At 70.6% G+C, this 21,304-nt stretch carries 18 protein-coding genes and 1 riboswitch; of the genes, 11 read left to right on the top strand and 7 right to left on the bottom strand.

Annotation, left to right across the window (positions count from 1 at the left end; translation table 11 throughout):
* Positions 1-44: 44 nt before the first annotated feature.
* The 5 genes from P3T41_RS23160 to P3T41_RS23180 are packed head-to-tail and all read left to right on the top strand — an operon-like array spanning position 45 to position 5,009.
* The gene (locus P3T41_RS23160) at positions 45-1,151 is read left to right on the top strand and encodes an aldose epimerase family protein (protein ID WP_280691909.1); all 1,107 of its coding nucleotides are present in this window, start codon (positions 45-47) and stop codon (positions 1,149-1,151) included.
* A 37-nt stretch (positions 1,152-1,188) separates the two neighbouring features.
* Positions 1,189-3,642, top strand: coding sequence for a nitrate- and nitrite sensing domain-containing protein (locus P3T41_RS23165; protein WP_280691910.1), 2,454 nt, complete (start codon positions 1,189-1,191; stop codon positions 3,640-3,642).
* Positions 3,639-4,043, top strand: a complete 405-nt coding sequence (locus tag P3T41_RS23170; RefSeq protein WP_280691911.1) for a roadblock/LC7 domain-containing protein — start codon at positions 3,639-3,641, stop codon at positions 4,041-4,043. Before P3T41_RS23165 ends, P3T41_RS23170 begins: the two co-directional genes overlap by 4 nt.
* 53 nt (positions 4,044-4,096) lie before the next feature.
* Entirely contained in the window at positions 4,097-4,441 is a 345-nt protein-coding gene (locus tag P3T41_RS23175; protein ID WP_280691952.1) for a DUF742 domain-containing protein, read from the top strand.
* A 1-nt stretch (position 4,442) separates the two neighbouring features.
* Positions 4,443-5,009 carry an ATP/GTP-binding protein gene (locus P3T41_RS23180; RefSeq protein ID WP_280691912.1) on the top strand — a complete coding sequence of 189 codons (567 nt, stop codon included), beginning with the start codon at positions 4,443-4,445 and terminating at the stop codon, positions 5,007-5,009.
* Positions 5,010-5,077: 68 nt separating this feature from the next.
* Here the strand turns inward: P3T41_RS23180 and P3T41_RS23185 are convergent, their stop codons facing one another.
* From P3T41_RS23185 to P3T41_RS23195, 3 genes are all read right to left on the bottom strand, one after another.
* Complete coding sequence (locus tag P3T41_RS23185) at positions 5,078-5,848, bottom strand: G1 family glutamic endopeptidase (protein WP_280691913.1); 771 nt, start codon at positions 5,846-5,848, stop codon at positions 5,078-5,080.
* Between the two features lie 225 nt (positions 5,849-6,073).
* Complete coding sequence (fahA, locus tag P3T41_RS23190) at positions 6,074-7,291, bottom strand: fumarylacetoacetase (RefSeq protein ID WP_280691914.1); 1,218 nt, start codon at positions 7,289-7,291, stop codon at positions 6,074-6,076.
* Positions 7,288-8,520, bottom strand: a complete 1,233-nt coding sequence (locus P3T41_RS23195) for a homogentisate 1,2-dioxygenase domain-containing protein (RefSeq protein ID WP_280691915.1) — start codon at positions 8,518-8,520, stop codon at positions 7,288-7,290. The genes fahA and P3T41_RS23195 overlap by 4 nt, the downstream gene beginning before the upstream one ends.
* A gap of 349 nt (positions 8,521-8,869) precedes the next feature.
* Here P3T41_RS23195 and P3T41_RS23200 point away from each other — a divergent pair, with 349 nt between their 5' ends.
* From P3T41_RS23200 to P3T41_RS23220, 5 genes are all read left to right on the top strand, one after another.
* The gene (locus P3T41_RS23200) at positions 8,870-10,153 is read left to right on the top strand and encodes an extracellular solute-binding protein (protein ID WP_280691916.1); all 1,284 of its coding nucleotides are present in this window, start codon (positions 8,870-8,872) and stop codon (positions 10,151-10,153) included.
* A 104-nt stretch (positions 10,154-10,257) separates the two neighbouring features.
* On the top strand, positions 10,258-11,205 hold the full coding sequence (locus tag P3T41_RS23205) for a sugar ABC transporter permease (protein ID WP_280691917.1): 948 nt from the start codon (positions 10,258-10,260) through the stop codon (positions 11,203-11,205).
* Between the two features lie 76 nt (positions 11,206-11,281).
* Positions 11,282-12,199: a carbohydrate ABC transporter permease gene (locus tag P3T41_RS23210; RefSeq protein ID WP_280691918.1), complete on the top strand. Its 918-nt coding sequence runs from the start codon at positions 11,282-11,284 to the stop codon at positions 12,197-12,199.
* Positions 12,200-12,301: 102 nt separating this feature from the next.
* Positions 12,302-13,981 (top strand): glycoside hydrolase family 13 protein, encoded by a 1,680-nt coding sequence (locus tag P3T41_RS23215; RefSeq protein ID WP_280691919.1) that lies wholly within the window; start codon positions 12,302-12,304, stop codon positions 13,979-13,981.
* 1 nt (position 13,982) lies between these two features.
* Positions 13,983-15,029 (top strand): LacI family DNA-binding transcriptional regulator, encoded by a 1,047-nt coding sequence (locus tag P3T41_RS23220; protein ID WP_280691920.1) that lies wholly within the window; start codon positions 13,983-13,985, stop codon positions 15,027-15,029.
* Between the two features lie 47 nt (positions 15,030-15,076).
* Here the strand turns inward: P3T41_RS23220 and P3T41_RS23225 are convergent, their stop codons facing one another.
* The 3 genes from P3T41_RS23225 to amcA all read right to left on the bottom strand — a co-directional run bounded on the left by P3T41_RS23225 (position 15,077) and on the right by amcA (position 17,818).
* Entirely contained in the window at positions 15,077-15,766 is a 690-nt protein-coding gene (locus P3T41_RS23225; RefSeq protein ID WP_280691921.1) for a hypothetical protein, read from the bottom strand.
* Entirely contained in the window at positions 15,763-16,455 is a 693-nt protein-coding gene (locus P3T41_RS23230) for a pentapeptide repeat-containing protein (protein ID WP_280691922.1), read from the bottom strand. The genes P3T41_RS23225 and P3T41_RS23230 overlap by 4 nt, the downstream gene beginning before the upstream one ends.
* A gap of 61 nt (positions 16,456-16,516) precedes the next feature.
* A complete protein-coding gene (amcA, locus tag P3T41_RS23235) occupies positions 16,517-17,818 on the bottom strand; it encodes a multiple cyclophane-containing RiPP AmcA (protein WP_280691923.1) in 1,302 nt (433 codons plus the stop codon).
* A gap of 214 nt (positions 17,819-18,032) precedes the next feature.
* On the opposite strand from amcA, the gene P3T41_RS23240 reads away from it, so the two are divergent.
* Positions 18,033-19,346, top strand: a complete 1,314-nt coding sequence (locus tag P3T41_RS23240) for a helix-turn-helix transcriptional regulator (protein ID WP_280691924.1) — start codon at positions 18,033-18,035, stop codon at positions 19,344-19,346.
* A 155-nt stretch (positions 19,347-19,501) separates the two neighbouring features.
* On the opposite strand, the gene P3T41_RS23245 is transcribed toward P3T41_RS23240, so the two are convergent.
* Positions 19,502-20,668 carry a transglycosylase family protein gene (locus P3T41_RS23245; protein WP_280691925.1) on the bottom strand — a complete coding sequence of 389 codons (1,167 nt, stop codon included), beginning with the start codon at positions 20,666-20,668 and terminating at the stop codon, positions 19,502-19,504.
* Positions 20,669-20,675: 7 nt separating this feature from the next.
* A riboswitch (cyclic di-AMP (ydaO/yuaA leader) is annotated at positions 20,676-20,839 on the bottom strand.
* Positions 20,840-21,304: the final 465 nt, after the last annotated feature.

The raw sequence follows: 21,304 nt of genomic DNA on the forward strand, positions 1-21,304 counted from the left end.
CCCGTAAGCCCGTCGTCGGCACGGCGAATTCGAAGGAGCAGCAGATGGCGCCCAACTCCGAGCACCCGGTGACGGTCTCGCACGCCCCGTTGGAGCACAGCGGGGCCGGGGTCGCGATCGAACGCTGGACCCTGCGGGCCGGGCCGGTGGAGGTGGCGGTGCTCACCCTGGGCGCCACCCTGCACGGCGTGCGGATCCCGGACCGCACCGGCGCGGTGGGCCAGGTGCTGCTCGGCAGCGAGGAGTTGAGCCAGATCCTCGGCCCGGCCCGGCACTTCGGCGCCACCGTCGGGCGGTACGCGAACCGGATCGCGGACAGCCGGATCACCCTGGACGGGCAGGAGTTCCGGTTGGCCCCCACCGGTGGCGGGGTCACCCTGCACGGTGGTCCGGACGGCTTCGCCGACCGGGTCTGGGCCGCCGAGTCGGTCACCGAGGACGACCGGGCCGGCGTGCGGCTGCACCTGCACAGCCCCGACGGGGACCAGGGCTTCCCCGGCGCGCTGGACGTCTGGGTGAGCTACCTGCTCTCCGCCACCGGCGAACTGGCCATTGAGTACCGGGCCGTCACCACTCGCCCCACCGTCCTCAACCTGACCAACCACTTCTACGTCAACCTCGCCGGCGAGGGCAGCGGCGACGTGCTCGACCAACTGCTCACGCTGGACGCCGACGAGTACACCCCGGTCGACGAGCGGCAGATCCCGTACGGCCCGTTCGAGCCGGTGGCCGACACCCCGTTCGACTTCCGCACCGCGCGCCCGATCGGCAAGGCGATCCACGAGAAGCACCCGCAGCTGGTCGGCCCGGGCGGTTACGACCACAACTGGGTGCTGCGCCCGCGCCCGCAGGACGGGCCGCCGGTGCGGGCGGCGCTGCTGGAGGACCCGGTCTCCGGGCGCAGCCTGGAAGTGCTGACCACCCAGCCGGGCATCCAGGTGTTCACGGCGAACACCTTCCACGGCGCGGTCAGCGGGCCCGCTGGGGCCGCCTACGGGCCCTACGCCGGGGTCGCGTTGGAGACCCAGCACCACCCGGACTCGCCGCACCACCCCGGGTACCCGTCCACCGAGCTGCGCCCTGGTCAGGAGTTTCGTTCGGCGACGGTACTCCGTTTCGCCTGGGGTTTCCCCGACAGTCACACTGTATGACTAGTATCACCCCGTCAAAGGTCGTACCAAAGACGGCGTGTCGCCACAGAGCACCGCCCCTCTCGAGGAGACTGCCCTGCGCGCGCGTAGAGCCGACAGGCTGCGAAAGACGTCAAGAACCAGGCGCTCGCGTCTCACCCTGCGGACCGCGCTGCTGGTCCTGGCGATCGTCCCCAGCGTCGCGCTCGCCGCGCTCTGGGCCGTCACCACCGGACAGACCCTGTCCGACTTCCAGCGGCAGGCCGCCCAGGGGCGACTGTCCCAGCGCGCGGGCCAGCCCTCCAACATCGTGTACTACAACCTGCAGGAGGAGCGCCGGCTCTCCGCCGAGCAACTGGCCCAGCCGGGCAGCGTCACCGACCAGTTGACCACCCAGCGGCTGGCCACCGACGACGCGGTGCGCACCTTCCAGAAGCTCTCCAGGGTCTCCCAGTCGCACGCCTCCACCGAGGTGAAGGACGCCATCAACACCGCCCGCACCGCGCTGGACCAGCTGCCGCAACGGCGGGCCGCGGTGGACCAGGGCAGCGTCGACCAGCAGAGCGTCTTCGTCTACTACACCAACCTGATCACCGTCGACCTCAAGCTGTTCAGCGCGCTCAGCCACGTGGACAACGGCGAGGTCGGCTACCTCTCACGGACCCTGGTCGACGAGTTCTGGGCCAAGGAGATGGTCTCGCGCGAGGACGCGATCCTGGCCCGGGGCTGGCCCAGCGGCAAGCTGTCGACGCCGGACTTCCAGGCGGTGCAGCAGTCGATCGGCGCCCAGTCGTTCCTCTACACCGTCAAGATCCTGCCGTACCTGCCCAGCCAGGAGGCGGCCGCGGCCCAGCGGTTGACCACCGGCTCGCCCTGGCAGACCAAGCTCGACATCGAGCAGCAACTGCTGAAGCCCACCCCGGTCGGCGCTGACGCCGCCGTCCCGCTGCCGCCGGTGCAGGACCAGTGGCGCCAGGCCATCGAACTCACCACCCCGCAGCTGGTATCGCTGCTGCAGACCCGCACCGACGCGGTGGTCGCCGCCGGCAACAGCGCCGTCCGGACGCTGCTGCTGCGACTGGTGCTGACCAGCGTCATCGGCCTCTTCGCGGTGATCGCCGTGATCATCACCTCCTGGCGGCTGGCCCGCTCGCTGCGCCGGCGGATCGTCGACCTCCAGGGCCAGGCCGGTGAGCTCGAACGGACCCTGCCCGAGCTGGTCGAACGGCTCGGCCGCGGCGAGGCGGCGACAGCGGCGCAGGAGGGCGTGGCGATCAGCGCCGACCCGGCTCGCGGCGACGAGCTCAGCCGGCTCGGCCAGGCGCTCAACCTGGCCCGGCACAGCGCCGTCACCGCAGCCGTCGCCCAGGCCGAGCAGCACCGCGGCTTCGAACGCCTGCTGCAGCGCATCGCCCGCCGCACCCAGCTGCTGATCGGCCTTCAGCTGAAGACGCTGAACGAGATGGAGCGCAAGCACGAGGACCCCGAGGTGCTGGAGGGCCTCTTCGACCTCGACCACCTCACCGCGCGCCTGCGCCGCTACGAGGAGAACCTGGTCATCCTGGCCGGCGGCCAGCCGCAGCGCCGCTGGCGCAAGCCGGTCTCGCTGCTCGACGTGCTGCGCGCCGCCCAGGGCGAGGTGCAGGACTACCGGCGGATCCTGATCGACATCGAGGGCGCCCCGTGGCTCTCCGAGCGCGCGGTCGGTCCGGTGGTGCACGTGCTGGCGGAGCTGATGGAGAACGCCGCGGCCTTCTCCAAGCCGCCCACGCCGGTCGAGGTGCGCGCCGCGATGGTCGGGCGGGGCCTGGCGGTGGAGGTCGAGGACCGCGGGCTGGGCATGGAGCCCGAGCAGCTGGACGCCGCCAACGACCTGATGCGCCGCCCGCCGCGGATGGACGTGCTGGCGCAGGCCGACGACATCCGGCTCGGCCTCTACGTGGTCGCCCGGCTGGCCGACACCCTGGGGCTGCGGGTGGAGTTCCGCGCCTCGGCCTTCGGCGGCACCCGTGCGGTGGTGCTGATCCCGGGCGAGCTGGTCACCGACGGCGCCGTGCTGGAGCCGGTGCCGGTGGAGGTCCCGCCGCTGCCCGCCAGGGTGCGCGGGCGCACCCTGCCCGCCGAACTGCCGGCGCCGGTCGAGCCGGTGCCAGTCGAGCCGGTGCCGCCGGCCGCGACCCCGGCCATCGAGCCGGCCCCCGTCCCCGTCCTCGTCCCCGTCGCCCGCCCGTCCTGGGCGGTACCCGCCGGCGACCACGAACGGACCGCCGAGAACGTGCAGTCCCCGCTCCCGCAGCGGGTCCGCCAGGCCAGCCTGGCCGCCGAACTGCGCACCCCGGCCACCTCGCCGGAGCGCGGCCACACCCCGGGTGACCCCACAGAAGCACCAGCACCCGCCCCGGCCCGCTCCAGTGCCGCGATCGGCGCCTTCCAGCGCCGCTCCCGGGCCGCCCGCCTCGGTGACGAGACCACCGAGTCGACCCCCATCCCTCCCGGTAAGGACCCGTCATGACGCGCACCATCGCCACCCATCAGGACCTGGACTGGCTGTTGGACGGGTTGGTGGACTCGGTGGCCGGGACCAGACACGCCGTGCTGCTCTCCGACGACGGCCTGGTGGTCAGCAAGTCGCGTGGCATCGAGCGGGCGGACGCCGAGCGGCTGGCGGCGGTGGCGACCGGCCAGCAGAGCCTGGCCCGTGGTGTCGGCACGCTCTTCGACGGCGGTGCGGTGCACCAGGTGATCGTCGAACTGGCCGAGTTGTGGCTCTTCATCACCGCCGCCGGCCAGGGCACCCACCTGGCCGTGATCGCCTCCCAGGAGGTGGACGCCGAGGTGATGTCGCTGGCCATGCACACGCTGGTCCAGCAGGTCGGGCAGAAGCTCAGCACGCCGATCCGGAGCGTCGGTTGAGCCCGAACTGGGAGGAGCTGGAGCAGACGGTCGGGGACGACGGCGCGCAGTCGATGGTCCGCCCGTACACCATCACCCGCGGCCGCACCGCGCCCGAGCGCGACGACCTGACCCTGATCACCGTGCTGACGCTGGTGTCGGGGGCCGCCGAGCAGCCGGGCCGCCGGCTGCAGCCCGAGCACCGGGTGATCCTGGCCCGGTGCGCCCGGCAGCCCGCGGCGGTCGCGGAGCTGGCGGCCGACCTGGACCTGCCGGTCTCGGTCACCAAGATCCTGCTCGGCGACCTGATCGCCCTGGGCCTGCTGGCCGCCCGGGCCCCGATCGCGGTGGCCAGGGCCGGTGGCGGCGTCGACCTCGGCCTGCTGAACGCCGTACGCGAGGGACTGCGGAGACTCTGAGATGACAGACAGTCAGGCGGCCCCGGCCGCTGTCAAGATCCTGATCGCGGGCGGCTTCGGGGTGGGCAAGACCACCCTGGTCGGCTCGGTCAGCGAGGTCACCCCGCTGCGCACCGAGGAGTACCTGACCCGGGCCAGCGTCGGCGTCGACTCCCTGGACGGGGTGGACACGAAGGACACCACCACCGTCGCGCTCGACTTCGGCCGGATCACCATCGGCCCCGAGCTGGTGGTCTACCTCTTCGGCACCCCGGGCCAGGAGCGCTTCTGGTTCATGTGGAACGACCTGGTGAACGGCGCGCTGGGCGGGGTGGTGATCGCCGACACCCGGCGGCTGGAGAGCAGCTTCGCGTCGATCGACTTCTTCGAGAGCCGGCGGATCCCCTTCGTGGTGGCGATCAACTGCTTCGACGGCGTCAACACCCGTACGGCCGCCGAGATCCGCGTCGCGCTCGACCTGGACCCGCAGGTGCCGCTGCTGGTCGGCGACGTGCGGACGCGTGCGTTCGGGCGGGACGTGCTGCTCGCCCTGGTCGAGCACCTGATCAACCAGCCGGCCCTGGTCTGAGGACCGGGACGCCGGAGTCGACATGCCCAGGGCCCGCCGGTCACGACCGGCGGGCCCTGGGCGTGCGGTCAGCTGTGGTGCCAGTTGACCGAGAAGGCGTTGCCGTCGGTCAGCGGCGAAGTGCTGGCCAGCACCGTCCCGTCGTGGGCGGCCATGGTGACGTTCTCCGGGGAGAAGCCGCCGATCGGCCTGCCGTTGGCGGTGGCCCCGGTGAAGTCGACCTGCTGGAAGTCGGTCAGCGGCAGCGGCCCGTTGGCGTCCGAAGGGGCCTCGGCGATGATCTCGGCCGAAGCCAGTGCGGCGCCCGGCAGGGTCCGCTTGATGCTGTGGCTCCAGCCCTGGGTGGTGTCGGCGAGCTTCAGGGTGAAGGAGCCGGCGCCGGTCTCGGTCACGGAGGCGGTGAAGTGGTCGCCGGGCCGCACCTCGTTGGTGAACATGACCGGGTAGGCCGGGTACATCTCGTACCAGGAGTAGTACTGCGGTGAGCCGCCGGAGCAGTCGACCTCGCTGCCGGTCTGCTCGACCGAGTCGCTGCCGTCGCCGTCCAGGCCGACCCAGAAGCTGGACCAGGTGTCGTCGTTGGTGCACAGGCCGGTCGGCTCGACCCAACTGGCGCTGACGCTGGTGAACTTGGCGCCGGTGGCGGCGTAACCGGCCCAGTTGGTGCTGGTGCCCTGGGTGATGGGGGTGCCGTGCGGTCCGACCAGGTGCGGGGAGGTGGCCACGATCGGCGCGTGCAGCAGCGCGGGGGCGGTGGCGGCGAGAGCGGGGACGGTGTTGCCGAGGACCGCCGCGAGGGCGGCGCAGACGGCCAGGGCGCGACGACGGGGGGCGGGCATGGCTACTCCACCGGATCGATAGTGTGCTGACGGGGTGTGTACTGACGGCTGGGTGCCGACAGACCTATGCCCGTCCGGCGGTCCGGTGATGTGACGCATCCTCAGATTGACCCCACGCTTCACCTGTTCGGGTGAGCCGCCTCATCCTGTGCGGACCTTCGATGAGGACAGAGCGGAGCGGCCGGCCCCCTGATCGGGGTGGCCGGCCGCTCCGCTGTCGGTCCGTCAGCCCGCGATCGTGCCGGTCACCTCGCCGAACCCGATCCGCACGCCGTCCGCGCCGGGCGCCGAGGCGGTCATCGTCACGGTGTCGCCGTCCTGGAGGAAGGTCCTGGTGGAGCCGTCCGGCAGGGTGATCGGGTCGCGCCCGTTCCAGGTCAGCTCGATCAGCGAGCCGCGCTGGTCGGCCGCCGCGCCGGAGATCGTCCCCGAGCCGTACAGGTCACCGGTGCGCAGCGAGGCGCCGTTGACCGTGGTGTGCGCGAGCATCTGGGCCGGCGACCAGTACATCCCGGCGTACGGCGGGCGCGAGATGACGGCGCCGTTCAGCCGCACCTCCAGCTCGAGGTCCAGCCCCCAGGGCTCCTTCTCCACCAGGTAGGGCAGCGGCTGCGGCTGCTGAACCGGGGTGGCCACCCGGGCCGCTTCCAGCGCGGCGAGCGGGACCACCCAGGGGGAGATCGAAGTGGCGAAGGACTTGCCGAGGAACGGGCCGAGCGGCACGTACTCCCAGGCCTGGATGTCGCGGGCACTCCAGTCGTTGAGCAGCACCGCGCCGAAGACGTGCTGCGCGAAGTCGTCGACGCCCACCGGCTCGCCCAGCGTCGAGCCGGCGCCGACCACGAAGCCCAGCTCGGCCTCGATGTCCAGCTTCACCGAGGAGCCGAAGACCGGTGCCGGGTCGTTCGGTCCCTTGCGCTGCCCGCTCGGGCGGCGGATCTCGGTGCCGGAGGCCACCACGGTGCCCGCGCGCCCGTGGTAACCGACCGGCAGGTGCTTCCAGTTCGGCAGCAGCGCCTCGCCGCCGGGCCGGAAGATGTGGCCCAGGTTGGTGGCGTGCTGCTCCGAAGCGTAGAAGTCCACGTAGTCCGCCACCTCCACCGGAAGGTGGAGCTTGACCTCGTCGATCCGATGGAGGTTGGCCTCCACCAGTCGTCGCTCGCCGTCGTCCGTCAGCAGGTTGGTGACCCGCTCGCGCACGTACGCCCACTCGGCGGGTCCGCGGCGCAGGAAGCGGTTGAGCGAGCCGGTGGCCAGGTCACCGCCGAGCGGTGTGCCCGCCCAGACCGCCGAGAGGTCCAGCACGAACTCGCCGATCGCCACGCCCACCCGGGGCTGGGCGGAGCCGCGCGGGGTGAACACGCCATAGGGCAGGTTCTGCACCGGGAAGGGGGAGCCCTCCGGCACCGGGATCCAGCTCTGAAGGGCCTGCTGAGCCGTCACTGCTGCTTGCCACCGTCCTGCGGGCCGCGCCCGCTCCAGCTCCACGCGTACTTGCCGTCATCGCTCGCCCGGCCGCCCTCGGCGACCTCCAGCGGGCGGAAGGTGTCCACCATCACCGCGAGTTCGTCGAAGAACTCGGCTCCGATCGAGCGCTCGTAGGCGCCCGGCTGCGGGCCGTGGGTGTGCCCGCCCGGGTGCAGCGAGATCGACCCCTGGCCGATGCCCGAACCCTTGCGGGCCTCGTAGTTCCCGCCGCAGTAGAACATCACCTCGTCGCTGTCCACGTTGGAGTGGTAGTACGGCACCGGGATCGACAGCGGGTGGTAGTCCACCTTGCGCGGTACGAAGTTGCAGATCACGAAGTTGTTGCCCTCGAAGACCTGGTGGGCCGGCGGCGGCTGGTGGATCCGTCCGGTGATCGGCTCGTAGTCGCTGATGTTGAAGGCGTACGGGTAGAGGCAGCCGTCCCAGCCCACCACGTCGAAGGGGTGGCTGGGGGTGACGAAGACGGTGCCGGCGACGCCGCTGGAGCCGTTGCCGCGGTGCTTGACGTAGATCTCGGTGTCCTCGGCGCGCTCGTCCTCGCCGACCACCAGCGGCCCGACCGGCCCGCGCAGGTCGCGCTCGCAGAACGGCGCGTGCTCCAGCAACTGGCCGTACTTGGAGAGGTAGCGCTTGGCCGGGGTGATGTGGCTGTTCGCCTCGATCGCGTAGAGGCGCAGCGGCTGCTCGCCGCTCGGCAGCCAGCGGTGGGTGGTGGCGCGGGGGAGGATCACGTAGTCGCCCTGGCCCACCTCCAGGCTGCCGAAGACCGTCTCCACCGTGCCGCTGCCGGACTCCACGTAGACGCACTCGTCGCCTATGGCATTGCGGTAGAGGGGCGAGGGCTGACCGCAGGCGACGTAGGCGATCCGCACGTCGGCGTTGGCCAGCACGAGCCGGCGGCCGCGTACCGCGTCCGTCTGGCGCCACTCCTCGCCCGGGAACAGGTCGTGCAGCTTGAAGTGGAAGGGCTTCAAGGGGTGGTTCGGCTCCGGCTTGCCGTCCGGCAGGGCCCAGATCCGACTGTCCACCAGGGCGGAGGGGATGGCGCGGTGGTAGAGCAGCGAGGAGTCGGAGAAGAAGCCCTCCTCGCCCATCAGCTCCTCGTAGTAGAGGCCGCCGGCCTCGTCGCGGTGCTGGGTGTGCCTCTTGGGCGGCACCGTGCCAACGGTGCGGTAATACGCCATCTGCGCCTCCTGAGCGACTGACACCCTGGACTGCACCGGCCAGGGCGGAACCGCCCGTGGGGTGGGGGCGGCCCGGACCAATCCCATGGCAGGGGCGCTGCGCTGTCAAGAACCAGCCGGGCTGGTCAAGACGCGTGGAGGCAACTCTCTGGACACGCGAATGTAACGATCGCCCGCCTCTTGCAGAAACTTGCTGCAAGAACTTTCAAACGGCCTTGCAGCGCTGTTACGTTCCTGCTCACAAGCCCGGCGCCGGCAGCCAGTGCGGTTGGTGCCAGGGGGCAAGTATGCGCTCCCGTCCCCGCGCCCGGGCCACCCACCCCCACCACCCTTCCCCCAAGGAGTTCTCATGCGGCGTGGCATCGCGGCCTCCGCCCTCGTTGCAGCCCTCGCGGTCTCTCTCGCGGCCTGCGGCAGCAGCGGCTCCGGCTCCTCCAGCACGGCTTCCGGCCCGGTGACCATCACCTACTGGGACACCTCCAACGCCACCAACGAGGCGCCGAACTACCAGGCCGTGGTGCAGAAGTTCGAGGCCGCCAACCCGGCCATCAAGGTCAACTTCGTCAACGTGCCGTTCGACCAGGCCCAGAACAAGCTGCAGACGGCGATGAGCAGCAAGGGCGCCCCGGACGTCTTCCGCTCCGACGTCGGCTGGACCGCCGCCTTCGCCAAGGGCGGCTACCTGACTCCGCTGGACGGCACCCCCGCGCTGCCCGACGCCTCGGTCTTCCAGCCCAGCCTGATCAAGCAGGCGCAGTACCAGGGCAAGACCTACGGCGTCCCGCTGGTCACCGACACCCTGGGCCTGCTCTACAACAAGGCGCTCTTCACCCAGGCGGGCATCACCACCGCGCCGACCAGCTGGGACGACTTGAAGGCTGACGCGGCCACGATCAAGGCCAAGACCGGCGTCGACGGCTTCGAGATGCGCGCCGGCGACGGCTACTACGCGATGCCGCTGCTCTTCGGCGAGGGCACCGACATGGTGGACGCCGCCAACAAGAAGATCACCGTCAACTCGCCCGAGGCCGTCAAGGCGATCAACACCTACCAGTCGCTGTTCACCGCGCCCGGCACGGTCAAGGCCGACATCACCTCCGACGGCTACGCCCACATGATGGACGCCTTCAACAGCGGCAAGGTCGCGGCGATCATCAACGGCCCCTGGGAGATCACCAACATCTACAAGGGCTCGGCCTTCACCGACCACACCAACCTGGGCATCGCCGCCGTCCCGGCCGGTTCGGCCGGCAAGGCGGGCGCCCCCACCGGCGGCCACAACATCGCGGTCTACGCCGGCTCGGACGCCGCCCACCAGGCCGCCGCCGAGAAGTTCGCCGCCTTCATGACCTCGGCCGACAGCGAGTCGTTCATCGCGGAGAAGAACTCCACCCTGCCAACCCGCTCCGACGCCTTCACCGCCGGGGTGAAGTCCGACCCGGGCATCGCCGGCTTCCAGCAGATCCTCAACGTGGCCCAGCCGCGCCCGGCGCTGCCCGAGTACGCCTCGCTCTTCACCTCGCTGGGCACCAACCTCGCCCAGGTCGCCACCGGCCAGAAGGGTGTGCAGGCCGGCCTGGACGCCACCGCCCAGGACTACGCGAAGATCCTGCCGGACTTCGCCAAGCAGTAGTCCGCACGCCGCTCGGCCCGCCCCGGGGGCGGGCCGAGCGGCCGGTGCCATGTCCGACCGCCCCGCCCTCCGGCACGTCGTCCCTCCCAAGAAGGTGTCACCCCATGGCAGCCCTGGCGCAGCGCCTGAAGCTCTCGTACAGCAAGTACTGGTACGCCTACGTGATGGTGGCACCGGTGGTCATCGTGCTGGGCGTCCTGGTGGCCTATCCGCTGGGCCGGGGCGTCTACCTGACCCTCACCGACGCCAACAGCCTCAACGTCGGCCACACGGTCGGGGTCAACCACATCCCCGACAGTTTCAACTTCGTCGGGCTGCGCAACTACTCCGACATCCTCTTCGGCCCCGGCTCCTACGACCGCTTCTGGTCGCACTTCGTGTGGACCATCGAGTGGACCGTGCTCTGCGTGACGCTGACCGTCGGCACCGGCCTCGGCCTGGCGCTGCTGCTCAACCAGAAGCTGCGCGGCCGCACCGCGTACCGGATGCTGCTGGTCGTGCCGTGGGCGGTGCCCACCTTCGTCACCGTCTTCTCCTGGCGGCTGATGCTCGCCGACGGCGGCCTGGTCAACGCGGCTCTCGGCTCGCTGCACCTGCCGCAGCCCAGTTGGCTGGAGGACCCGCTGGCGCAGAAGACCGCCGCCATCCTGGTCAACACCTGGTGCGGCGTGCCGTTCATGATGCTCTCGCTGCTCGGCGGCCTGCAGTCGATCCCCAGCGAGCTCTACGAGGCCGCCGAGATGGACGGGGCCAGCGCCTGGCAGCAGTTCCGCCACGTCACCCTGCCCGGGCTGCGCTCGGTCTCCAGCACCGTGGTGCTGCTCGGCGTGATCTGGACCTTCAACCAGTTCGCCATCATCTACCTGCTGTTCGGCATGAACGCCCCCGACGTGCAGATCCTGGTGACCTGGGCCTATCAGCTGGGCTTCGGCCAGCAGCCGCGCGACTACGCCCAGTCGGCCAGCTACGGGATCATCCTGCTCTCCATCCTGATCGTCTTCACGGGCTTCTACCAGCGCTGGCTCAAGCGCAACGACCAGACCGCGATCTGACGGCCGGTCAGCAACTCCGCCACGAGACCACGCGACCACGCAGCCCGCGCAGGACCGCAGGAACGGAAGGACCCAGATGACCAGCACCACCGACCTCGCCACCGCCGCACCGGCCGCCCGCCCGGAGCCCGCCCGGACGGCCGGCACCACCCGGGTCCGCCGGCGCGGCGAGCGTAGCCGCACCGCCTCCGTGCTCACCCACGGCGTGCTGGTGCTGGCCGCCTTCGTCGCCGTCTTCCCGGTGCTCTGGCTGGCGTACATCGCGCTCGGCCCGGACGAGACCGACTACCTCAAGCCCGGCGGCATCCTGCACAAGGCGAGCTTCGCCAACTTCTCCGAGGTCCTGAACCACACCGACTTCCTCACCTGGTTCGGCAACTCGCTGCTGGTGGCCGGTGGCACCTGCGTGCTGGGCGTGATGATCGCCGCCAGCACCGGCTACGCGGTCTCCCGGATGCGCTTCCCCGGGCTGCGCCCCCTGATGTGGTCGCTGCTGGTGACCCAGATGTTCCCGATCGCCGTGCTGATCGTGCCGATGTACTACATCCTGGCCAGCCTCAACCTGCTGGACAGCTACGGCGGCCTGATCCTGGTCTACGCCGGCACCGTCGTGCCGTACTGCGCCTGGCTGCTGAAGGGCTACTTCGACACCATCCCGGTGGAGATCGACGAGGCCGGGCGGGTGGACGGGCTCAGCCCGTTCGGCACCTTCTGGCGGCTGATCCTGCCGCTGGCCCGCCCGGGCCTGGCGGTGGCCGCCTTCTACACCTTCCTGACCTGCTGGGCCGAGGTGCCGTTCGCCTCCACCTTCATGCTCAGCTCCGACAAGTACACCCTGGCGGTCGGCCTGACCACCTTCGTCAGCCAGCACGACAGCCAGTGGAACCTGATGGCCGCCACCGCGGTGCTGATCGCGATCCCCGCCTCGGCCTTCTTCTACCTGGTCCAGCGGCACCTGGTCGCCGGCCTGACCGCAGGTGCCGCGAAGTCCTGACGGACACTCAACTCATATCAGTATTCTGCCTGTTACGCGTGCACTGAGCGCCCCTTCGCGCGAGTTGTCGGCACGCCACCTAGTCCTCGAGGGATCCGCCTGATGACCCAGAACCTGGCCGACACCACCCGGCTGACCGCCTCCGCCGCCACCCCTGCCGGCGAGCCCAGAGGCTGGTGGCGGGACGCGGTCATCTACCAGGTGTACCCGCGCAGTTTCGCGGACGCCAACGGCGACGGCATGGGTGACCTGCCCGGCGTCCGCAGCCGGCTGCCCTACCTGCGCGAGCTGGGCGTGGACGCGGTCTGGCTCTCCCCGTTCTACGCCTCCCCGCAGGCCGACGCCGGCTACGACGTGGCCGACTACCGCGCGGTGGACCCGATGTTCGGCAGCCTGCTGGACGCCGACGGCCTGATCCGCGACGCCCACGCGCTGGGCCTGCGGATCATCGTGGACCTGGTCCCCAACCACTCCTCCGACCAGCACGAGTGGTTCCAGCGCGCGCTGCGCGAGGGCCCCGGCTCCGCGCTGCGCGAGCGCTACCACTTCCGCCCCGGAAAGGGCGAGACCGGCGAACTGCCGCCCAACGACTGGGAGTCCATTTTCGGCGGCCCGGCCTGGACCCGCACCGCCGACCCCGACGGCACCCCGGGCGACTGGTACCTGCACCTGTTCGCCCCCGAGCAGCCCGACTTCAACTGGGACAGCCCCGCCGTCGCCGACGAGTTCCGCTCGATCCTGCGCTTCTGGCTGGACATGGGCGTCGACGGCTTCCGGGTCGACGTCGCGCACGGCCTGGTGAAGGCCCCCGGCCTGCCCGACCTCGGCACCCACGACCAGCTCAAGCTGCTCGGCAACGACGTGATGCCGTTCTTCGACCAGGACGGCGTGCACGAGATCTACCGCGCCTGGCGCAAGATCCTCGACGAGTACCCCGGCGAGCGGATCGCGGTCGCCGAGGCCTGGACCCCCACCGTCGAGCGCACCGCCAACTACGTGCGACCCGACGAGCTGCACCAGGCCTTCAACTTCCAGTACCTGGGCACCGCCTGGGACGCCGCCGAGCTGCGCGCCGTGATCGATTCCTCGCTCGCCGCGATGCGCCCGGTCGACGCCCCCGCCACCTGGGTGCTCTCCAACCACGACGTCACCCGGCACGCCACCCGCTTCGCCAACCCGCCCGGCGGCACCCAGCTGCGCGAGCGCGGCGACCGCGAACTCGGCCTGCGCCGGGCCCGCGCCGCCACCCTGCTGATGCTCGCGCTGCCCGGCTCCGCCTACCTGTACCAGGGCGAGGAGCTCGGCCTGCCGGACGTCACCGACCTGCCCGACGAGGTCCGCCAGGACCCCTCGTTCTTCCGCGCCGACGGCCAGGACGGCTTCCGCGACGGCTGCCGGGTCCCGCTCCCGTGGTCCGGCAGCACCGCCCCCTACGGTTTCGGCCCGACCACCGGCGGCCCCAGCTGGCTGCCGCAGCCCGCCGAGTGGGCCGAGTTGAGCGTCGAGGCGCAGACCGGCGACCCGACCTCCACCCTGGAGCTCTACCGCAGCGCGCTGGCCGTGCGCCGCGAGCGCCCCGAACTCGGCGCCGGCCGCGAGGTGGAGTGGCTGCCGTCCGCCCCGGGCGTGCTCGCCTTCCGCCGCGGCTCGTTCGTCTGCCTGGCCAACACCACCCGGCAGCCGGTGGCGTACCCGACCGCCGGCCGACTGCTGCTCAGCTCCGGCGAGGGCGTCGAGCCGGGACTGCTGGCGCCGGACAGCACCAGCTGGTGGGCGGTCTGACATGGTTGCAATAGGCTCTGGGATCGTGACTACGGCGCGACTCTCGGACATCGCGGCGCAGGCGGGGGTCAGCGAGGCCACCGTCAGCCGCGTCCTCAACGGCAAGGCGGGCGTCTCCGCCGCCACCCGGCAGACCGTGCTGGCCGCGCTCGACGTGCTCGGCTACGAGCGGCCCACCCGGCTGCGCCAGCGCAGCGCCGGGCTGATCGGGCTGATCACGCCGGAGCTCGGCAACCCGATCTTCCCCGCGCTGGCCCAGGTGATCGAGCAGGTGCTGAGCCGGCACGGCTACACGCCGGTGCTCTGCACCCAGACCCCGGGCGGGTCCACCGAGGACGAACTGGTCGAGCTGCTGGTCGAGCGGGGCGTGGCGGGCATCGTCTTCGTCTCCGGCCTGCACGCCGACTCCACCGCCGACCACGACCGGTACGCCAAGCTGACCGGCCGCCAGGTGCCGTTCGTGCTGATCAACGGCTACAGCGAGAAGATCACCGCGCCGTTCATCTCGCCCGACGACCGGGCCGCGATGGCGATGGCCGTCCAGCACCTGACCGAACTCGGCCACCAGCGGATCGGCCTGGCGGTCGGTCAGCGCCGGTACGTGCCGGTGCTCCGCAAGATCGAGGGCTTCACCGCCGCGCTGCGCTCGGTCCTCGGCTACACCGCCGAGCAGGCCGACGAACTGGTGCACCACACCCTGTTCACCGTCGAGGGCGGCCACGCGGCCGCCGGCGCGCTGCTGGACCGGGGCTGCACCGCGATCGTCTGCGGCAGCGACCTGATGGCCCTCGGCGCGATCCGCGCGGTGCGCCAGCGCGGGCTGAGCGTGCCCGGTGACGTCTCGGTGGTCGGCTTCGACGACTCACCCCTGATGGCCTTCACCGACCCCCCGCTCACCACCATCCGCCAGCCCGTCGAGGCGATGGCCACGGCGGCGGTGGACGCACTCCTGGAGGAGGTCGGCGGCGAGCCGGCCCAGCGCGGTGAGTTCATGTTCCAGCCCGAACTGGTGGTCCGGGGCTCCACGGGGGCCGGCCCGCAGCGCTGATGGTGGCGCGCCGGCGCCCGGCAGCGGGGATTTCGGCGAGTGCGGGGCTACCGGTGGAGCAATGGTCGCCCGAACGTGCCACGCGGCCAGCGGCCCAGCCAGAACGCCGCGGTGGAGTGCTGCTGGCCGTCGGTCGATCCGTCGTGTGGCAGGTACTCGGTAGGCGCGACGTAACCCTCACCGGGCTCGAGCCGGATGCGCAGGCACCGCAGGGGGCGTCCGGCGGCGACGTAGGCGCGAAGGTCGTCCGTGTGCGGGTACCGAGTCGCGTAGTCCTGGTGGACCGCGCGGCAGATCGCCTGAATGTCGGTGTCGCCGAGCAGGAGGTACCGGCTGCCGGGACCGAGGTTGATGCACAACCGTCGCCGGCCGGTGTGCTTGGCGGCGTAGGTGAGCTTGTCCCAGTTGTCGAGGTGCAGTCCGATGCGCCGGCCGTCGCGGTAGTTGGGAGTGGTGGTGAGAGCCTTCGCGGGGCTTTCGGTGGTGCCGAGCTGGGTGACGTCCAGGCGGTCAAGCTGGGCACGGTCGATCTTCTCGACCAGCTCCACCAGGACAGAGTCCGGGGTCTCCTCCGTCGATGTGACGTGTGCTCCTGTCCCGAGGGTGACGGGGCGCCAGGGACCCAATGGCAGGACCGCGCCGTCCTCGTACTCAGGATCCCCGTGCGCCGTCCGGACGTCGGCGACCTGGCAGCGTTCGCGGAGGGCATCGAAGCCGAGGGCGATCCTCAGGCTCACCAGTTACTCCGTCCGTTGTCCAGGTCTTCGTCGTAGATGACCTCCAGCTCCGCGGTGAGGGCCTGGGCGAGATCGGCCTGCTGGGAGTGGTTGATGATGACCTTTGCCAGGTTGGCGACCCCGCGCACGGTGGTCAGCTCGTTGCCGCGCAGGTCCGTCTCCTTGTAGGTGCCGCGGCCGAACTCCGTCAGTCGCAGCGTGCAGTCGTCGAAGACGACCTTGGCGAGGTCGCAGCCGTTGAACGACGCCTCGATGAGGGCGGTCTTCGAGAAGGCGACAGGGCCGGCGGCACGGACCTGCTCGAAGGTGGCGTAGTCGAGCTTGCAGTTCTCGAAGAGGACGCTGTCGAGGTTCACCCTGGTGAGGTTGGCGCCCATGATCTTGCAGTCGCGGAAGACGACGCGGGACAGTTTGCTGTCGCTCCAGTCGGCAGAGCCGAAGTCGCAGCTGTCGAACTCCACCGAGTCGACCCGGACGTCATCCAGACGCACGCGGGTCGCGTGAAGGTGGGTGACGCGGCCGGTGATGAGGCGGGCCCGGGCGAGGTCGAGGTCGCGGAGGTCGGCGTCGGCGTACCGGAACTCCTGGACGGAGCCTCGTCCGCTCTCCAGCGTGGTGACGTTGGTGAGGTAGCCGTCGGCGAGGTTGGGCAGGGTGACGCTGACGCGGCCGAAGGTGCGGCTGTCCATGGTGTCTCGCTCTCGAAAGCGGGCCCGGCCCGCCAATTCATCCACGGGCCTGGCGACAGGTCTACTTGCTGCTCTTGTTCCAGTTGTCCCAGGTCGGCCGGTTGTCGAACGACGACGACGTGTTGTCCCACGTGGGCCGGTTGTCGAACTTGCCCACCGCGGGCTCGACCTCCAGGACGCCCACGAGATCGGTGATCACGCTGGCCTGGGCGGTTTCCAGTAGTTCGAGGAGGGTCATGCGGCTTGCTCCTTGCGGACGGTATCGGACAGAGCGATGAGAAGGGCCTGCTTCGACACGCGGCAGTGGTTCGTTTCGGTGCTGTCGAAGCAGCCGTTCTCGAAGAAGCGATTGCCGGCCTGCGCGCCCCGGCAGAATCCGAAGAACTCGCAGGTGGCCTCGCAGTTGTCGAGGCCGGTCAGGAACTCGTCCACGTAGCGCAGCCGGTGCGCGTCCGTCAGCATGGCGCCGATGGACCGCTCCAGGACGTTTCCGGCGCGGAAGTCCTGGTACCCGGGGGCGGTGACGCCCGCCAGCTCGGGGGAGAGGAGGACCACCTCCCCGGCGGAGGAGACAGCGGGTATCGGGTCGATCAGCACGTCCCGCCAACCGTTCCCGGCCCGGCGCACGCAGGTAGCCGCCCAGCCGGTCCACTTCCCGGACCCTCAGCTCTGGGTGCGCGCGGGTCCAGGTGATGGTCCGGCGCCAGAATTCGACGGCTTCTTCGAGCACGGGGGTCTGCCTGGTGGTGCTGGCACCCTCGGACTCCTCGATGTTGAAGCCGACCGTGTGGCAGCCGAGTTCGGCGAAGAAGTCCAGCAGCTCCTCCGGCCGGCTGATGCCGTCCGCGGTGACGACCGCGATCACCGAGAAGCCGATGCCGGCGTCACGCAGGCGACGGATACCCCGTATGCTCCGGCTGAACGCGGGCTTCCCGGTGCGATCGACCCGATCGCAGTTGAGCGCGGCGGGGCCGTCGACGCTCACCCCGATCCGGAACTCCCGGTCGGCGAAGAAGTCGCACCAGGCGTCCGTGACCAGCGTGGCGTTCGTCTGCACGTAATGGTGCAGCGCTCCGGTCCGCCTCAGCTCCTCGAACGGCTCGACCAGTTCGACGAAGCGGCGGACCCCGAGGGCCATCGGCTCCCCGGCGTGCCAGACGATCTCCAGCGGCGACGACGGGTCGGCGAACTCGGAGACCGAGCGGGCTACCGCCTCGGCGACGGCGAGCGGCATGGGCGACCGCCGCTCCTTGTCCGGGAGGTAGCAGTACCGGCAGGCCAGGTTGCAGAAGCCGTCGGGCTGGACGACAACTGTTCGCGGCCGAGACGCGATGCGGCGGTGGTAGCGGATGGTGTGTGCCATGGAACCCTCCGTCAATAGGTAACGTGGGCCGAGGCCGGTGACCGCAGCTCGCCGTTTCATGAGCGGACTCCTTCCGCTTCGTGCGGGAACTTGTCGACGCATGATGAGTACAGCCCAACTGCTCGTAGTCGGACAGGCGTTGCCTGTCGTCCCGGTGTAGTCCCGCTCTCGCGCGCAGTAAGCTGCCGGTCACTGTGGATGATGGGATTGGCCCGTGGACGATCCGATCCGGCACCCCCTCACATACGTGCGTGTCCAGCGCGAGCTGACGTTGGAAGACCTGGCGCGGCTGTGCCGCCAGGCCGCCGCCAAGCGTGGGCTCCGCTCGGGGATCGATCGACAGCGAGTCTGGAAGTGGGAGAACTACCAGGCTGGGCCGAGCTCGGAGTCTGAACTGCTGCTCGCCGATGCCCTGGACGTCCCGGTCGAGGACGTCGAGATGTTCGGCTGGCCGGACTGGCTGCCCGGGCACGATGTCCCGTTGCCGCTGGGTTCCGCGTATACCGTTCAAACACTTCGAGAGGCCCAGAGAACCGCGATGGACCGTCGTAACTTCATGACCTTCAGCGCCATCTCGCTGGCTGGCCTCGCAGCCCAGTGGGCGCTGGTCGAACCGGACCACCTCACCACCGCCTTGGGCGGTAGGAGCGTCGATGGCGAGCTGGTCGACTGGCTGGAGTCCACCAGTACGCGACTGACGACGCTTCCGACCGAGCAACGCCAGCACACCGCGAAACTGATGGATGCTCACCTCGCCACGGTCACCGACCTGATTGCCGACGGCCGCTACAGTGAGCGCACCGGCAAGCGACTGCACCTTCTCGCCGCATCCCTGGCGACCACCTGCGGCTGGCATCGCTTCGACCAGGGTCACCACTCAGCCGCAGGCCGCCTGTGGTCGGCGTCCCTGCACAGCGCACACGCTGCCGGCGACCGCGATTTCGGAGCCGGCGTCCTGTCCGACTTCGCCTACCAGTCCAACTGGCTCGGCCGGCCGAACATCTCCGTGGACCTCCTCGGCAACGCGCTCTCCCGCACCGAGCACCCTACGGCCCGCTCCCTGCTCCTCCTGCGCAGGGCCAGGGCTCATGCCGCGCTTGGCGAGCGCTCGGACTGCTACCGCGACCTGTCCGCCGCCGAGACCGAGCTGTCGACCACAGCCGCCGACCCCGCCCCCAGCTGGTGTGTGTGGATGAGCCCCGCAGACCTCACCGTCGACTCCGGCCAGTGCATGCTCGACCTTGGCCGATCTGACCTCGCCAAGGCACGGATCACCGAGGGCATGTCGCTGCTGCCCCGCTCCCGGGACAAGACGCGCGGGATCTTCCTGACCTACGAGGCACGGAGCCATCTTCAGTCCGGCGAGGTCGAGCGTGCCCTCGCCGTCACCAACGAATCCCTTGATCTCGCCACCCGCATCGGTGCCGAGCGGTGTGTGACCTTGGTCCGCGAACTCGCACCGGCCTTCAGGCGCTACCAGCAGGTCGAGGGCGTCCCGGAGTTCTTGGAACGTCTCCGCGTCAGCTGATCGATCAGCGGGGGACCTCGGCATGCCCGAGCACGGCCGAAGGCCGCCTCCCTTCGGGGAGGCGGCCTTCAGGCTGCCCTGCGGTTGCGATCGGAGAGTGCCGATCGGCACGTGCCCGTCAGGACGCGTTCTTCACCACGCGTCCGTCAGGTCGTTCAGACCCGGCCGGCGAAGTCCGGGGCGTAGTTGCTGATGGTCTCGTACTTCACGCCCGCGCTCGGGTTGGCGGCCTCGACGAACTGGCCGTTGCCCACGTAGATGGCGACGTGGTAGACGCCCGAGTCCTGGCCGTTGTTCGACCAGAACAGCAGGTCGCCCGGCTGCAGGCTGTTCATCGACACCGGGGTGCTGGCGGCGGCCTGGTCGGCGGCGACGCGGGGGATGGAGATCCCGGCCTTCGCCATCGCGGCCTGGGTCAGGCCGGAGCAGTCCCAGCCGCCGTTGCCGGTGCCGCCGTAGATGTAGGCCTGGCCGACCTGGGACTCGGCGAAGCTGATCGCGGCGGCCATCGAGCCGGTCGCGGCCGGCGCGCTGGTGGCGGCGGTGGTCTGGGCGGTGACCGCCGGGGCCGGGGCGGGCGCCGGGGTGCTGGCGGGGGCCTGGGTGGCCGGGGCGGCCTGGGTGCCGAGCGACAGGTGCTCGCCCGGGTACAGGAGGTCCGGACCCTGGGTCAGGACCGACTTGTTGAGGTCGTAGAGCTTCTGCCAGCCGCCGTCCACGTGGTGGGTGTTGGCGATGGTGGAGAGCCAGTCACCGGCCTTCACGGTGTAGCTCTGGTCGCCCTGGGAGTGGTTCCAGTGGCCCCAGTTGCCGTGGTCCGAGCCGCCCTGGTGCGAGCCGCTGCTCTGCGCCGGGGCGCTCGGGGCGGGGGTGCTGGGGGCCGGGGCGCTGGTGGTGGCCGCCGAGGAGCTGGTCGAGCCGCCGGGGTTGATGGCCGGGGCGGGGCCGCCCGCGGTCAGGCCGGCCTGGATCGAGCAGACGGGCCAGGCGCCGGGGCCCTGGTCGGCCAGCACCTTCTCGGCGACGGCGATCTGCTGGTCCTTGGTGGCCTGGTTGGCCTGGGCCGCGTACTGGGTGCCGCCGTAGGCGGCCCAGGTGGAGGCGCTGAACTGGAGGCCGCCGTAGTAGCCGTTGCCGGTGTTGATGCTCCAGTCGCCGGAGCTCTCGCACTGGGCGACCTTGTCCCAGGTGGAGACCGGCGCCGCGTTGGCGGTGGTGGCGGTGATGCACGGCAGGGTCAGACCGAGGCCGAGCAGACCGGTGGCCGCGATCACCCGACGGGCGTTACGGGACGGACGGGTCGTGCCGGAAGTGGGCAGCATGAAGACGCGATCCTCTCCTACGCCTGCGAGGTGAGCTGTCGGATTCGGGCTGGAGTTGCCCGGCCGCGCGCTGCGCGGCTTCACCCCTAGCCCCGGGCACCTGGTCCGAAGACCGGCGCCGGAGCGGCTTACCTGGTTCCCCCGCTCCTGCCGTGGTTGCGTTTTCGCGCTGCCAGCGCGGCCGGTGGCAGGACTAGGCGTCCGGTTGCGCTGGGTCCGTGTGACCACGAACGGGGAGCACGTTAGACAGAGATAAGTTGAAACCGCAAACAGCTGTGACGGCCGTCACAGGCACTTCACGGGAGCTTCAAGATCGCCCCGGCGGCACAACTGAGGGGGCGTCGGAGGAGTGGTCCGGGCGCGGTGCGCAACTGACGTCTGGGGTTCGGGAGATGGCGCTCCTTCAGGGCGCGCGGTGCTGATGGTCCGTCCGCTTTCCGGGTGTGGAGATCTCTTGGGGATCTTGGAAATTCGTCTTGCGGGAACGGCTCGAGGTAGGACCAAAGTCTCATCCGGCGCAGCGCGGCGTGACTGGCCGACATCAACCGAATGTCCGTTTTGCACCTTCTGTCACTCCGTCAGGTCGCCACCGCGAACCGCCTGCTGCCGCCCCCTCGGGAGTCGCGCCGAGCGCCC

The organism is Kitasatospora sp. GAS204B, assembly GCF_029892155.1.
Taxonomy (GTDB): domain Bacteria; phylum Actinomycetota; class Actinomycetes; order Streptomycetales; family Streptomycetaceae; genus Kitasatospora.